At 42.6% G+C, this 14,348-nt stretch carries 13 protein-coding genes and 1 tRNA gene; 2 read left to right on the top strand and 12 right to left on the bottom strand.

The genetic code is table 11. The features are described from left to right. Nucleotides 1-245 precede the first annotated feature (245 nt). Both groL and groES read right to left on the bottom strand, forming a co-directional pair. Nucleotides 246-1,874 carry a chaperonin GroEL gene (groL, locus tag ACIPK1_RS06815; protein ID WP_005237384.1) on the bottom strand — a complete coding sequence of 543 codons (1,629 nt, stop codon included), beginning with the start codon at nt 1,872-1,874 and terminating at the stop codon, nt 246-248. 32 nt (nt 1,875-1,906) lie between these two features. Further along, on the bottom strand, nt 1,907-2,191 hold the full coding sequence (gene groES, locus ACIPK1_RS06810) for a co-chaperone GroES (RefSeq protein WP_005225291.1): 285 nt from the start codon (nt 2,189-2,191) through the stop codon (nt 1,907-1,909). 217 nt (nt 2,192-2,408) lie between these two features. Here groES and ACIPK1_RS06805 point away from each other — a divergent pair, with 217 nt between their 5' ends. After that, nucleotides 2,409-3,053, top strand: coding sequence for a CPBP family intramembrane glutamic endopeptidase (locus tag ACIPK1_RS06805; protein ID WP_008377239.1), 645 nt, complete (start codon nt 2,409-2,411; stop codon nt 3,051-3,053). A gap of 44 nt (nt 3,054-3,097) precedes the next feature. On the opposite strand, the gene ACIPK1_RS06800 is transcribed toward ACIPK1_RS06805, so the two are convergent. The 10 genes from ACIPK1_RS06800 to ACIPK1_RS06755 all read right to left on the bottom strand — a co-directional run bounded on the left by ACIPK1_RS06800 (nt 3,098) and on the right by ACIPK1_RS06755 (nt 13,907). Continuing rightward, nucleotides 3,098-4,528 (bottom strand): 6-phospho-beta-glucosidase, encoded by a 1,431-nt coding sequence (locus ACIPK1_RS06800; RefSeq protein WP_086299172.1) that lies wholly within the window; start codon nt 4,526-4,528, stop codon nt 3,098-3,100. Nucleotides 4,529-4,553: 25 nt separating this feature from the next. Continuing rightward, nucleotides 4,554-5,846, bottom strand: coding sequence for a PTS sugar transporter subunit IIC (locus ACIPK1_RS06795; protein ID WP_005237388.1), 1,293 nt, complete (start codon nt 5,844-5,846; stop codon nt 4,554-4,556). 155 nt (nt 5,847-6,001) lie between these two features. Then, nucleotides 6,002-6,739 carry a MurR/RpiR family transcriptional regulator gene (locus ACIPK1_RS06790; RefSeq protein WP_008377233.1) on the bottom strand — a complete coding sequence of 246 codons (738 nt, stop codon included), beginning with the start codon at nt 6,737-6,739 and terminating at the stop codon, nt 6,002-6,004. Between the two features lie 42 nt (nt 6,740-6,781). Next, nucleotides 6,782-7,588: an MBL fold metallo-hydrolase gene (locus ACIPK1_RS06785; protein WP_005237390.1), complete on the bottom strand. Its 807-nt coding sequence runs from the start codon at nt 7,586-7,588 to the stop codon at nt 6,782-6,784. A gap of 55 nt (nt 7,589-7,643) precedes the next feature. Next, entirely contained in the window at nt 7,644-8,498 is an 855-nt protein-coding gene (locus ACIPK1_RS06780) for a two-component system regulatory protein YycI (RefSeq protein WP_005237391.1), read from the bottom strand. Continuing rightward, nucleotides 8,499-9,809 (bottom strand): YycH family regulatory protein, encoded by a 1,311-nt coding sequence (locus tag ACIPK1_RS06775; RefSeq protein ID WP_086372670.1) that lies wholly within the window; start codon nt 9,807-9,809, stop codon nt 8,499-8,501. Then, nucleotides 9,806-11,647: a cell wall metabolism sensor histidine kinase WalK gene (gene walK, locus ACIPK1_RS06770; RefSeq protein ID WP_008377228.1), complete on the bottom strand. Its 1,842-nt coding sequence runs from the start codon at nt 11,645-11,647 to the stop codon at nt 9,806-9,808. The genes ACIPK1_RS06775 and walK overlap by 4 nt, the downstream gene beginning before the upstream one ends. A gap of 3 nt (nt 11,648-11,650) precedes the next feature. Continuing rightward, entirely contained in the window at nt 11,651-12,355 is a 705-nt protein-coding gene (gene yycF, locus ACIPK1_RS06765) for a response regulator YycF (protein WP_010747607.1), read from the bottom strand. Nucleotides 12,356-12,487: 132 nt separating this feature from the next. Then, nucleotides 12,488-13,348 (bottom strand): DegV family protein, encoded by an 861-nt coding sequence (locus tag ACIPK1_RS06760; protein WP_005237394.1) that lies wholly within the window; start codon nt 13,346-13,348, stop codon nt 12,488-12,490. Continuing rightward, nucleotides 13,341-13,907 carry a DUF1836 domain-containing protein gene (locus ACIPK1_RS06755; RefSeq protein ID WP_086299705.1) on the bottom strand — a complete coding sequence of 189 codons (567 nt, stop codon included), beginning with the start codon at nt 13,905-13,907 and terminating at the stop codon, nt 13,341-13,343. The genes ACIPK1_RS06760 and ACIPK1_RS06755 overlap by 8 nt, the downstream gene beginning before the upstream one ends. Before the next feature lie 269 nt (nt 13,908-14,176). On the opposite strand from ACIPK1_RS06755, the gene ACIPK1_RS06750 reads away from it, so the two are divergent. Continuing rightward, a tRNA-Lys gene (locus tag ACIPK1_RS06750) sits at nt 14,177-14,249 on the top strand. Nucleotides 14,250-14,348: the final 99 nt, after the last annotated feature.

Below are 14,348 nucleotides of genomic sequence, written 5' to 3'. Positions count from 1 at the left end.
TTACTGGGTTTGCCCAGGGATTTTGGGAACGGTTGTAATTCACGGTTCCTTAGAAAACACGCTGCCTTTACAAGACAAATAGATAGCTCATATCTACCAGTCCTTTCTCCTTTTATTCAAGCAATGAACCAATTCTTTGGTGCTTAGAATACTAAGAAGAGAGGTTTTTTGTCTTTTACTGTGTTAAAGTATTTTTTGATCGTACAAAAAAAGAACCCCTCAAAAGAGGAGTTCTCAAGGCTTGCTTACATCATGCCGCCCATACCCATTGATGGGTCCATTGCAGGAGCTGCTGGCGCTGCTGGTTCTGGTTTGTCGGCAACGACTGCTTCAGTTGTTAACAATAATGCGGCAACAGAAGCTGCGTTTTGTAATGCAGAACGCGTTACTTTTGTTGGGTCAACGATCCCAGCTTCTAGCATGTTTACCCATTCGCCAGTTGCTGCATTGAAACCAACACCTAAGTCAGCGTTTTTCAATTTGTCGATGATGACTGAACCTTCGTAGCCTGCATTTTCAGCAATTTGACGAACGGGTTCTTCTAATGCACGTAAAACGATTTTGACACCTGTTGCTGCATCGCCATCTGTTTCGATTTCTGCAACTTTGTTGATGACATTGACTAAGGCAGTTCCACCACCAGAGACCATGCCTTCTTCAACAGCGGCACGTGTTGCGTTCAATGCATCTTCAATACGTAATTTCAACTCTTTCAATTCAGTTTCAGTTGGTGCCCCAACTTTGATCACTGCAACTCCACCAGCAAGTTTTGCTAAGCGTTCTTGTAGTTTTTCACGGTCAAAGTCAGAAGTTGTATCAGCGATTTGGTTTTTGATCAATTGAACGCGTGCGTCAATTGCTTCTTTTTCACCAGCACCTTCAACGATCGTTGTGTTGTCTTTATCCACAACCACTTTGCTTGCTTGACCTAAGTTATCGATGGTTGCATCTTTCAACTCAAGACCTAAGTCTTCAGTGATCACTGTACCACCAGTTAAGATCGCAATGTCTTCTAGCATTGCTTTACGACGGTCACCAAATCCTGGTGCTTTCACTGCGACAACGTTGAATGTTCCACGGATTTTGTTCAAGACAAGTGTTGGTAATGCTTCGCCATCAACGTCATCAGCGATGATCAATAATGGTTTTGATTGTTGTAAGATTTGTTCTAACAATGGCAAGATATCTTGGATGTTAGAGATTTTTTTGTCAGTGATCAAGATGTATGGATTTTCTAACGCTGCTTCCATTTTATCGTTGTCAGTTACCATGTATTGTGATAAGTACCCACGATCAAATTGCATTCCTTCCACAACATCTAATTCTGTTTCGATCCCTTTTGATTCTTCAATAGTGATAACACCGTCATTGCCGACTTTTTCCATTGCATCAGCGATATATTGACCAACTTTTTCACTACCAGAAGAAACAGCACCAACTTGTGCGATTGCTTCTTTTGAATCAACGATTGATGAAATGTTGTGTAGCTCTTCTACAGCCACTTTTGTTGCCATTTCGATCCCACGACGAATACCTAATGGGTTCGCACCAGCGGTGACATTTTTCAATCCTTCACGAACGATTGCTTGTGTCAATAACGTAGCAGTCGTTGTTCCGTCACCAGCGATATCGTTTGTTTTTGAAGCGACTTCAGAAACAAGTTTTGCGCCCATGTTTTCAAAATGATCTTCTAATTCGATTTCTTTAGCGATCGTTACACCGTCATTTGTAATCAATGGTGAACCGTAAGATTTTTCTAAAACCACGTTACGACCTTTAGGACCTAAGGTTACTTTTACTGTATCTGCTAATTTATCTACCCCACGAAGCATTGCTGCGCGTGCGTCTTCTGCAAATTTGATTTCTTTTGCCATGATTTCATCACCTCAAGTATTTTTTATTTTTCTTATTCTACTACTGCAATGATATCTTTTGCAGCAACGATCAAATATTCTGTTCCTTCATATTTCACTTCTGTGCCAGCGTATTTTTCAAACATTACTTGTTCGCCAACGTTGACAGCAACAGGAGCTTTTTCACCGTTTTCGAGCGTGCGTCCTTCGCCGACTGCAATAACGGTACCCGTTTGTGGTTTTTCTTTTGCTGCTGATGCAAGCACGATTCCGCCTACAGTTTTTTCTTCTTCTTTTGCGACTTCGATAATCACACGATCACCTAATGGTCTTAACACGATAAATCCCTCCAATGAATGTTATAGAATTTAGTATTAGCACTCTCTTGTATCGAGTGCTAACTTACAGTTTCAATATTACTCATTTTCCCAAATTTTTGCAAGCCTTTTGCTAAATTTTTTTTGCATTTCTATTTGATTGATAAAAATAGTAGGATTTTTTGTTTCTAGAAGCAACCTAGTCTATAATGAAGCAAAGGAGTGTGAGGAAACAACTATGTCTTTATCAAAATATTCTTTGTCCACGATTCTTACTTACGGCATCGTCTTTTTTCTACCGATCGCCTTCATCCCTAGCGGACATCAAGTGGCCGCAACAACGATTGGTTATTTAGTTGGTGCTGCGATCATGTTTTTCTTGTATTTCAAACAAACGGAACCGTTATCGTTTGAACACAAAAGATCAAAAATTTCATCGATTCTTATTTATGGACTGACAGGTATTATTGCAGCGATCTTGTTGCAAAATCTAGCCATTTTTATCGAATCGCTTTTCGGTGAAGTCAGTGCTTCGCAAAATACCGAAAATATCATTGCTATTGTGCTGCAAAACCCACTGTTCGCCCTCGCGGCAATGGTTGGTGGACCAATTATGGAAGAATTTGTCTTCCGCAGAGCCTTAGTTGGCATCATTGGGAAATACAGCAATGTTTGGGTCGGTGTAGTGGTCAGCGCTGTAGCCTTTGCCTTTGCCCATAATGACAATCATCTCTTAGTCTATATTTTCTTAGGACTGTTCTTTTCTGGGCTTTATGCCTTGACCGGCAGCATTTGGACTTCCATGATTACCCATGTGGGAATGAACACTTTAGTTATTATTATTCAGTTGTTGCTTCATTACGGCTATATCCAAATGCCCTAAAGAAAAAAACGCTACGCAGAAATTTTGCGTAACGTTTTTTTTCTTTATACCTTCATGCCATTGGACGCAATCACTTGCTGATACCATGCAAATGAATCTTTCTTCCGACGATCAAGGGTCCCATTTCCTTCATTGTCTTTGTCCACATAGATCACACCGTAGCGTTTCTTCATTTCCCCTGTACCAGCAGAAACCAAGTCAATGATGCCCCACGGTGTATAACCCAATAAGTCGACGCCATCATAAGCTACTGCTTCTTTCATCATTTCGATATGGGCTTTCAGGTAATCAATACGGTAGTCATCATGGATCTGCCCATCCTCTTCCACTGTATCTACGGCACCAAAGCCATTTTCTACAATGAAGAGCGGCAATTCGTAGCGTTCGTTGAACCAATTCATGGCATAGCGTAAGCCCTCGGGATCAATCTGCCAGCCCCATTCGGAAGCATCAACATAGGGATTATCCACCAGATCTTGGCTCTCATCATAGTCATAGGTTGGATCATTTTCCTTACCTTTGATCGCAAAAGACATATAGTAACTAAAGCCGATGTAGTCAACACAACCTTTTGCCAAAATTGCTTCATCTTCAGGGGTGATATCTAAATCAAATTGTTTTCTCTCAAAATAGCTGCGCATATATCTCGGATAGTGTCCACGGGCATGCACATCTGAAAACCAATAGCGGCGCTGCATGGCCACCGTGGCTGCCATCATGTCTTTGGGATTGCAAGAATACGGATAGATTGGACACATCGCGATCATCGATCCGATTTGAAACGCAGGATTGATTGCATGCCCTAGCGCCACCACTTTCGCACTAGCAACGAGTTCGTAATGGGCTGCTTGGTACATGATTTTTTCTCGGTCTTCTCCTTCGGTAAAGAACAGACCGGAATTGGTAAACGGCGCAAAATCTTCTTTGTAGTTTGCTTGATTGTTGATTTCATTGAAAGTCATCCAATACTTCACTTTCTTTTGATAGCGCGTAAAACAAACTTCTGCAAAGCGGACAAACAAATCGATCAACTTACGGTTACGCCAACCTCCGTATTCGGTAACTAAATGATAGGGCATTTCAAAGTGAGAAAGGGTAATAACCGGCTCAATGCCATAGCGTAAACACTCATCGAATAATTGATCATAAAAGGCCAAGCCTTCCTCATTTGGCTCGCGTTCATCACCTTTTGGAAAAATACGGGTCCAGGCAATCGATGTTCGGAAGCACTTCAACCCTAATTCGGCAAAAAGCTTGATGTCTTCAGGATACCGATGATAAAAATCGATCGCTTCATGATTGGGATAGCTTTCGCCCGGTTGGATACCTTCCGTGATTCGGCGAGAAATTCCGTTGCCTCCTACAGTCATGACATCAGCGACACTCACGCCTTTTCCACCCGCACGATAGCCGCCTTCCAATTGGTGAGCAGCGACTGCGCCACCCCATAAAAAATCGTTTCTAAGTTTATTCATTTCTGTTCAACCTGCTTCCTTGGTATTAAACGATCTCTGTTTCTTGTTTATAGTTCAAACTATCGACCTTACGAATGAAAGGATAGTAAATAAAGAAGCCGATTGCTAAAACAACAAATTGTAAAATAGCGGTCCGGATGCCCCCTACTAGAAATCCTGAAATGATCGGCGGGGTCGTCCACGGAACTTGCACAGCAGTAAATAACGGTACGATACCGGTATAAAGTGCAAAATACGTGATCACGCCTGAAACCATCGGTGTCAAAATAAATGGTAAGACCATGATTGGGTTCATGACGATCGGTGTCGCAAAAATAATTGGTTCATTGATATTAAAGAATGCTGGGATCAGGGAGAGACGTCCTAATTGTTTGAACTGCGCTGAACGGGCAAAAGCAACCATGTATAGCACGATGCCAATTGTCATTCCTGCACCAGTTACCGTCATAAATTGATCTAAAAACTGTTGGGTCACGATGTGTCCCCCATTTTCCAATGTCAATGCTTTACCAGATTCAAGAATAGCCGTATTTGCTAATGAATTGGCTTGTAAAATCGGCCCCATGATGCCGCCCACGATCGTCGAACCATGAACCCCGAAGAACCACAAGAATGGTACTAAGAAGCCTAGCATCATTGCACCGCCAAGAGAATCCGTCACACCTTGCATTGGACTTTGAATCACGGTGTAGATCCATTCGACCACGGTTGTCTGAAAGACTTTATCAAAGAAAACATAAATGCCTAATGCGATGGTCGTCAAAACAGCTGCCGGAATCAACGCTGTAAATGAGTTTGCAACATTGGTGGGTACTTGTTCTGGCAGTTTGATCCGGATGTCGCGTTTTAAGAACCAAGTATAGCCCCAACCCACAAAAAGCCCTACTAAGATGGCACTGATCATGCCTTGTCCACCAGTCCATGTTTTATCAATGACATTTGCGATGGTCACATTTGCTTCAGCATCCGTTACACTTGACTCCATAGTTAATAAGAAAATAACTAAACCAATCATTCCTGCTGGGAGTCCTTCGTAACCTTCTGCTTTTACATACGAATAGGCGATACCCATTACGGCGAAAAAAGCCATAATTGCAAAAGAGGCGCCATAGGCTTGGTTGAAGTATTCACCTAAGCCACTATTCGTTACCCAATCCGCAATCGACTGGACGGGAAAGTTTGCTAATAGCAGGAAAATCGATCCTACGATTGAAAAGGGCATCGTATAAAGCATACCGTTTCTTAATGCAGTGATTGCTTTCGTATTAACAAATTTTAATATTGGGGGTAATAATTTCTCATTGATCCATTCGTTCATCTCACATCACTCCTAAAATAAAATTCCATCCACCGGCCAGTGAATTCGCTTACAAATAAATCTTAATGGATAATATTCCCCTTGCCTATAGCTTTTCTAAGTTATGAAACATGTTCCAACAAAAAAAACAGCCGAAGCTGTTTTTTTACGATCGCTTAGATTTGCTTGTAGACTTGATGGGCTAAAAGTTCGATCAGTGTAATCACCGGGACTTGCGTTGTCAGGTTCAAATCGACTTCTTTTCCGCCACTTACGACGGGCATATAATACGATATATTGTAGTCCGCCATTTGGGCGATCGTCGATTTTTCATCATTGGTGATGCTGAGTACTTTTGCTCCATAGCGTTTGAAGTCTTCCGTTTGCTTGATCATTTGAATGGTTTCACCCGACACCGATAAAATGATCGCTAACGTATTTTCCATTCCACGAGACGGTACTGGCAAAAAGGGATCAACGATGCTATAAGCATTAATGCCTAAGTTGGCAAAATAGCGACTGCCATAGGTGCCCAGAATGCCGCTTGTGCCGATACCGGAAAACGCCACATGGCGTGCGGAAAGAATCAATTCTACTGCCGGTTGGATAAACTTACGGTAATCTTCATTATTGACTTTTTTTAAGAATGTATTGACTTGAATCGTTGCATCATAGAAAAGATCAAACGCTCGTGCGTCTTGTTCCTTTTTTTGACAGATTGCATACTTTAACTCTGAATATCCACGATAGCCCAATTTCGTGATACATCGTAAAATCGTCGACGTTGAGACGTGGCATGCAGCTGACAATTCGCGAATCGTCAGCTGATCGATCTCTTCAAAATGCTGGACAATGTATTTATAAACTGCCATTTCAAGCTCGTTCAAAGTCTTGATTTTTTCTTCATCAAACATCCCACTGCCTCCACCCAACAAATTCATCGCTCTGATGATCGATTAGATCGCAAATAATTCCGTCGCTTTGTCAGGATCGGTATCAAAGACTTCAAACGTTTCTCCAACACCTAGATCATGTTCTTTCATGGTGTTGACCATCGTTAAGTGCGCCAACTCTTTCAGGTTGTTTTCTTTACTTAAATGACCAAGATAGACCCGTTTGGTGTTGTCGGTCAAGATATCCGTCATGACAAGTGCGCCATCTTCATTCGATAAGTGACCGCGATCTCCAAGAATCCGCTGCTTGAGACTCCATGGATAAGGACCCATTCGCAACATTTCTAGGTCATGGTTGCTTTCCACAAGGTACGCATCGGCGCCTTTGATAATGCCTCGCACATGATCGCTGCAATAACCGGTATCCGTCAACATCACGAATGATTTGCCGTCTTTATGGAAACGATAAAATTGCGGCGCTGCAGCATCGTGAGAGACGCCAAAGCTTTCAATGTCCAAGTCACCCAAGGTCAGCACTTTTCCCATTTCAAAGATATGTTTTTGTTCGACAGCGACGTTACCGATCATTGGATCCATCGCTTGCCATGTTTTTGTATTCGCATAGACATCAAGTTTGTATTTTCGTGCCAGTACTCCAACACCGTGGATGTGGTCCCGATGTTCGTGGGTCACAAGAATGGCGTCCAAGTCTTCTGGTTTGCGCCCTACTTCATCCAATAATGAAGTGATCTTCTTGCCGCTCAAACCGGCATCCACTAAGATCCGCTTTTTATTGCTTTCGATATAGAGCGAATTCCCTGAGCTTCCGCTGGCTAGAATACTTACTTGAAAGGCATTTTCCTTCATCATGGTTTACGTGACTTCCTCTCTGGTTGTTTCAACGAGTTCCATTATACCCGCTTTTTTATGGATTTTCTACCTTTTGAACGGCATTATTCGTGATGATCCGATTGCTGAAGGCATTGACCGTTTCGATTTGAATGGTGTCATCGCCATCTAATTGGAAAGCAATAAACCATGCAGGAATATACACGTTTTTTTCCCTAACCTTCAAAATCATCGTATAGGCTAATTCCGTCCAGAGAATTTTCGAGTGACTTGGCAGCTTGTTGTTCAGATAAAGCGTATTTACTGCTTCTTTTTCTGAATAGACCGTCATCTTTTCCCTTAGAGGCGTAATATTGGAGATATGTGTTTGCGTATAACGGGCAATCTGCAGTAGATCATCCGTTTGTTCTAAGGTGATATCGATCCGACTTGAGCTGTCATTGAAAGGAATGCCTTCATACGACTGGACCGCCACCACCGTCGGATGATTGGCGTTCAAGACAGAGAGGTTTTCCAAATAGTCATATTCATCCCCAAACAGGACTTGGTCTTTACGTTGCAAGAAACCATTGACGGTTTCTTCCGTTTGAGAATCATCACTGATATAAAAGCCATTGGTTGAGACATGGATCAACTGCTGCCCTTTGACCGTCGACCCTCTTTTGAACTGAGTATTGAGTTGCGGATTTCGTAGTTCTGCCTCAAAATCCGTCTGTTCACCGCTCAAATAATAGCCACTCAAGACCTCGTCTGATAATTCACCAGAATACCGAATGTCCTCAGAATCGAGTCGTTGTTCGATAGGAATCGTTTGGTTTGATTGTGAAACCATCTGATGCTCGCTGCGAGCCTCACTATAAACATTGAATAAAAAGACATTCAGACCAAGAAAAGCGAGGAAAAAAATCCATTCGATTCGTTTAAAATCCAATTAATTCTCCTCCGTTTCTGCTAATTTTGTCATTAATGCATCATAGCTAATCCAAGACGAGTCATAATTGACATACCAAGCAGGTGTCAAATCAACCAGTGGTGCATCTTTGATCTCCCCCCATTGATAGCCGACGATGATCTGTTGCAACAGCTCTGGGTCAGCCCCTGCCGCAATCAAATCATTTTTGACTGACAAACTAGAAGGCAATTCAATCTCCGTTTCAGAAGGAATCGGCACTTGAATTGCGTTCAAGCTGGCAGAAATCGTCATTTCACGACTGCCGGTCTGACCACTTTCTGAAAAAGCGACACTGATCACCCCTTGGCCGCCAGTACTAAAGACTGGATAGCCTTCGACGAAAACCCGATAATCCAAGTGTTTGTCTTGTTGATCAAAATAGCGGATCGTCCCAAAGTTATTGCCTAGACGAATAATGTAATCCGCACTCAACATTGCCAGATCCATTTCATCGGAACCGTCTGTGGTGGTTTCAAACTTGACTTGCTGCTGATCTTGCAAGACCGTCATGTTTTGCCCACCTTCATAATAGTAGGTATCGACACTTTCGTCATTGATCTTGACATTTTTAGGATTGCTGAAAAAGGCTTCTCGGAACAAACTCTGAGACTGTGTCGAAGAATAGTAGCTGTATTTTTTTAGCTTGATCGAATCCTGCGTATAGTATTGATTGCTGGATCGTTCTTGATCAGTCCTCATTGCCGTCCATTCCCGAGGATTGTCTGCTAGTAAGTGTTTTACTTGGCTTTTATCCCAGTCGATCTTGCCTCGAACTACTCGTTGATGGGTAAAGTCAACAAATTGGATCGTATTTTCTTCGAGATCAAACTGGATGCGAGAAAACGGAAAATCCTCTGTTTCACTTTCGTCCTCTAAGGACAGTTCTTTATCAAAGGTTTTCTCGTAATCTTTCAAGTAAAACGTCGTATAGTAGTTTAAGGATATTCCTTGATCGACCTCTTGGGCTTTCGAAAAAGCCTGTTCTTCACCATAGGTTCGCAGGGTCAAATCACTGATCGTTGCCTCGTTGATCACCTCTTGGATCTCTCGAATCACCGCTTCAGAGTTGGTTTCTTTGATATCCTCTTCGTCATTCCATGTCAGATATAGGGGCAAAAACAAATCACTTTTTTGTTTGTAGGTTTGAACCGAAGGATTGACGCCAGTATCTGTTTCGGTGCTGGCATTGTTGAACCCGGTCGGATTTAGCCAAATCATATAGGAGAAATAAAAACTCAAGGCGATCATCACGATCAAACCTGCTCGAATGATTTTTTCTGAGATTCTCATACCCACCAATCCTCCTCATACGGTTCATAAGGCAACATGATGTAAAATGTTGACCCGCGATTTTCTCGACTTTCCGCCCAAATCGCACCGCCATGAGCTTTGATGACTTCACGTGAGATCGCCAACCCTAAGCCGGTGCCTCCTTGTTGGCGGGCTCGAGCTTTATCGACTCGATAAAAACGATCAAAGATCTTCGTGAGATCTTTTTTCGGAATTCCTAGTCCTTGGTCATTGATGCTAAGGACGATGTTATTATGAGTCTCCATCAATTTCACCGTAATAATCCCACCATCTGGCGAATATTTGATGGCATTATTCATGATGTTGTCGATCACTTGGATCATTTTGTCCGTATCGACTTCCACCCACAATTCTCGTTTGGTGAACTCCCGACGAATCAAATATTTTTTGCTTTCATTCGTCACCATCATGTCAAAACGATCCAACACGAAATTAACCATTTCATTGAAATTGATGTATTCCAACTGCAGTTGCGAATTGCCGCTATCCATCCGCGACAGACTCAACAGGTCATTGATCATGCGAATCATTCGATCCGTTTCATCCAAAGTCACTTTCAAAAAGTTCGGCGCAATTTCTGGATCTTTCCAAGCACCCTCACTCAGCGCTTCGATGTAACTACGCATACTCGTTAGAGGTGTTCGCAACTCATGGGAAACGTTGGAGACAAATTCTCGCCGTTCCTGCTCATTTTTTTCTTGTTCCGTGACATCGTGCATTACCGCAACTAGACCGGAAATGAACCCGGACTCTCGACGGATCATGGAGAAATCAATGCGCAAGATCAGATTTGTTCCCGTCAAATCATTGCTAGGACGTTCCAAAAGCATGTCTTCAGGATTTTCCAAAAGCTTTCGTAACGTGTATTCTTCATCGATTTCCAATAACGTCAAAATCGACTGCCCGATCGCTTCTTCGTTTGTGACATTCAACAAGGACATCGCCATCTCATTGATGGTAATGACTTTGCCTCGTCGGTCGGTGGCAACAACGCCGTCTGTCATGTGGGATAAGACACTATCCAAGCGATTTCGCTCGGACTCCATCGCCTCTTGAGTCTCTTCGATTCGTTCTCCTAGTTGATTGAAGGTTTCCGCCAATTGTCCCAATTCATCTTTCCCATGAATCGCGACCTTGCGGCTATAATCTCCTTTAGCGATGCGAATCGCTTGTTCCCGCATCTCTCCAATTGGTTGGGTAATCGAACGAGAGACCAATAGTGCCACAATGATCGAAATCACTGCCGCTATCAGCGAGGCGGTAACAAAAATGACCGCCGTCGTACTGACTTCATTGTACTTTGACTCTAGATTGCTCCGTAAATAAAGGGTTCCTAAAACGGTATCCCCTGTCGGTGATTGGATCGACTGGACGATATTGAACACCCGCTGACCGCTGGATTCATCATAAAGGACTTCACTGCGGTTCGTATCGTAATCACGGTAATCATTTTTTTCTCCCACCGAGCCACGATCATTGATATTGGTGGTTGCACGAATAATCCCTTGCTCATCCACCACCCGCATCTCCAAAATTTCTGAAGAGTTGGTACTCGTTAAGATTCGATTCAGGGAAGCATTCATGGAATCCCAATCCAACCCGTCATCATTATCCATGCGACTCAATTCAGAGCCTAATGTCACCACTAACGTGCTGGCCCGTGCCTCCATGTCGCGTTTGAAGGCATCGACCGTTGTTCTTTCCAATTCGCGAATAAAATACGCCCCGATAATCTGGATCGCAATCAATAAGATCAAGATAAAAGTCAGGGCGATTTTGAAGTTCACCGATTGAAAAAAGCGAACCTTATTTTTCATAGCTTATTCCTGTTCTGGGTTCCGCAAGTAATAGCCCACTCCGCGACGAGTAACCAAATAGTTTGGATGGCTCGGGCTGTCTTCGATTTTTTCACGCAAACGGCGCACCGTCACGTCAACGGTTCGAACATCACCAAAGTAGTCATAGCCCCAGACAGTTTGCAATAAATGTTCTCGGGTCATCACTTGACCAAGATGTTTTGCCAAGTAGTGCATCAATTCAAACTCCCGGTGCGTCAATTCGATGGCTGCACCATTTTTAGTGACCATGTAGGCATCCGGATGAATTGTTAAATCACCAATCGTTAATTCGCTGTTGGCATTGTCGTCTGCTTCCTTCGCAGCTGCCGAGCCGCGACGCAGATTGGCTTTGACGCGGGCCACCAATTCCCGGTTTGAAAATGGTTTGGTTACATAATCGTCCGCACCAAGCTCAAGGCCTAGTACTTTATCGATTTCAGAATCTTTGGCTGTGACCATGATGATCGGCATGTCATGGGTTTTGCGCACTTCCCGTGCAACTTCCAATCCATCCATTTTTGGTAGCATCAAATCAAGCAAAATCAGATCAGGATCGACCTCGGCTACTTTTTCTAATGCCTCTTCTCCATCATAGGCGGTATATACTTCATATCCTTCTTTGGTTAAATTAAATTTGACGATATCAGAAATTGGTTTCTCATCGTCCACTACTAGGATCTTTTTCAAAAATGTCACCTCAATTTTTTTTGGTTTCTTACTTATTATACATTATTTAAACAGGCTTTTCATCTTTCCCAAAAACCGCCGCCTCATTCTTAAGGAAAGCACAAAAAAAGAAAGGCACGGGGCCTTTCTTTTTTACTCTTCTAAGAGTTGAATACCGATCCCTAACAACCCAGGACCCGTATGGACAACTAACGCGGGAGAGATTTGCCCAAACAAGATTTCTTTGACCTTAGGAAATTCGGCTTCTAATCTTGCTTTCATCTCTTTGGCTTCTTGTAGTGCATCACCTTGGGCCACGGCTAAACGCACATGGCGATGGTCACCGATGAATTGCTTGATCAAGTCAACGGTTTTATCCAAGCTTTTCTTCCGTCCACGAGATTTTGCGACCGTATAGTAGATCCCTTCTTCATTACAAGAGATAATTGGATTCAATTTCAAAGCATTACCTAAGATGGATGCAACCAGACCGATCCGGCCGCCTTTTTGTAAATACTCTAAGGTAGCTACGTTGAAAAAGACTTTGTTTTTCGGTACTTCATTCGTTAATTGTGCCCGCAATTCTTCCCAAGTCACGCCTTTTTCTAACAGTTCTGCCGCACGAATCGCTTGCAGCCCTGCACCGATCCCAATATTTTTCGTATCAAGTACAAAAACCTCAAGATCCGTCCGTTGTTCACCTAACAGTCGAACGACATTAAACGTTCCGCTCAATCCGCTGGAGATGGTTACGGCAAGGACTTTTTCATACCCATCGGCTTTGATCCGATCAAAGATTTCCCCGATCGCCGCGCCATCAGGTAATGAAGTACTAGGAATCTCTTGCGGCAAACGTTCGTAAATTTCTTCGGCAGTAATATCAACTTTATCGGTATAGGTCCGATCCTTGTAGATTATTTGCAATGGCAGCATATACATGCCGTATTGCTCCATGATCTGTGCGGGAACATCGGTACCTGAATCAACTAATAGGGCAATTTTCTCTTTATTCATGGGCTTCTCCTTTATGTGTTTCTAAATAAATGACTTCTAATTCGATGGTTTTTTCTGCCAACAATTTATTAGCAAAGGAACGCGTTGCACCTTTCATGGCCACTAATTCAATCGGGATTGGTTCCGATGCCATTTGCTCGGGCTCTCCCATTGCTTCTTTGCCAACAAGATGAATTGCTTTTTCTTGTTCTTCACAAAATACATTATAGGCATTTCTGATTCCGACAGCTTTCCCTTGAAAAAGGATGCCTGTCTTTATTTCTGGAATTGTCAACACTTGCTTCAGCATCGTGATCGCGATCAAAAATGCGAGATGCTTTTGGTTGTAACGTTTTTTTTCTGGTGCGGGGATCATCCCTTTTTTGACATAATTATTGACCATAGAAGAGGTCAATAGCGGATGTTTTTCTGTTTGGATCACAGGTGATAAATATTGGTCAATCAAAGTGATTACCTGATCCATATACAGTTCCAGGGTTGGCAACTCTTCCCACCTAGGCAGATGGAATTCCAGCAGCGATTCACCCCATGTTTTCATGTTCGATTGTAATTTTTCCATGTCATCCTCCATTTTGACTAACAGAAGGTTAGATTATCACAAACTAATCATCTAGTTTCGATAACTAGATACATTTTATCACGGTTTTCTGAGTTTTTAAAGCAATCTGATCAATCTTTTAAGAATTTCCTATCATTTGAAATTGGGGAACGAATGGTGTTTTTTTAAGATAACCCCTGTTTTCCAACTGGAAAAAGCGCACATTTTTTTCAAAAGAATGATTGATTTTTAAACACCGGAGTGCTAAGATAATGAAGTACTTTTGGTACGGGCCGTTAGCTCAGTTGGTAGAGCAGCTGACTCTTAATCAGCGGGTCGCGGGTTCGAGCCCCTCACGGCCCATTGGGTGCCAAACCCACGGAACAGGTAAATGTTGGTGCGAAAGCATTTCGAAAACATTTATGCTGTTCCATTTTTTTGTTTATAATTATCACCTTACGA

Source organism: Enterococcus sp. NPDC086594 (assembly GCF_044746145.1).
GTDB classification, from domain to species: domain Bacteria; phylum Bacillota; class Bacilli; order Lactobacillales; family Enterococcaceae; genus Enterococcus_D; species Enterococcus_D entomosocium.
The sequence above is the reverse complement of the archived record's forward strand: the minus strand, read 5'-3'. Positions and strand labels throughout refer to the sequence as shown.

Bases quoted from the DNA above. Each gene is read 5' to 3' on its own strand.
- groL (WP_005237384.1), bottom strand. From the start codon at position 1,874: ATGGCAAAAGAAATCAAATTTGCAGAAGACGCACGCGCAGCAATGCTT.
- ACIPK1_RS06795 (WP_005237388.1), bottom strand. From the start codon at position 5,846: ATGAACGAATGGATCAATGAGAAATTATTACCCCCAATATTAAAATTT.
- ACIPK1_RS06800 (WP_086299172.1), bottom strand. From the start codon at position 4,528: ATGAATAAACTTAGAAACGATTTTTTATGGGGTGGCGCAGTCGCTGCT.
- ACIPK1_RS06760 (WP_005237394.1), bottom strand. From the start codon at position 13,348: ATGAATAAAGAGAAAATTGCCCTATTAGTTGATTCAGGTACCGATGTT.
- ACIPK1_RS06755 (WP_086299705.1), bottom strand. From the start codon at position 13,907: ATGGAAAAATTACAATCGAACATGAAAACATGGGGTGAATCGCTGCTG.
- ACIPK1_RS06790 (WP_008377233.1), bottom strand. From the start codon at position 6,739: ATGTTTGATGAAGAAAAAATCAAGACTTTGAACGAGCTTGAAATGGCA.
- ACIPK1_RS06775 (WP_086372670.1), bottom strand. From the start codon at position 9,809: ATGAGAATCTCAGAAAAAATCATTCGAGCAGGTTTGATCGTGATGATC.
- walK (WP_008377228.1), bottom strand. From the start codon at position 11,647: ATGAAAAATAAGGTTCGCTTTTTTCAATCGGTGAACTTCAAAATCGCC.
- ACIPK1_RS06805 (WP_008377239.1), top strand. From the start codon at position 2,409: ATGTCTTTATCAAAATATTCTTTGTCCACGATTCTTACTTACGGCATC.
- ACIPK1_RS06785 (WP_005237390.1), bottom strand. From the start codon at position 7,588: ATGATGAAGGAAAATGCCTTTCAAGTAAGTATTCTAGCCAGCGGAAGC.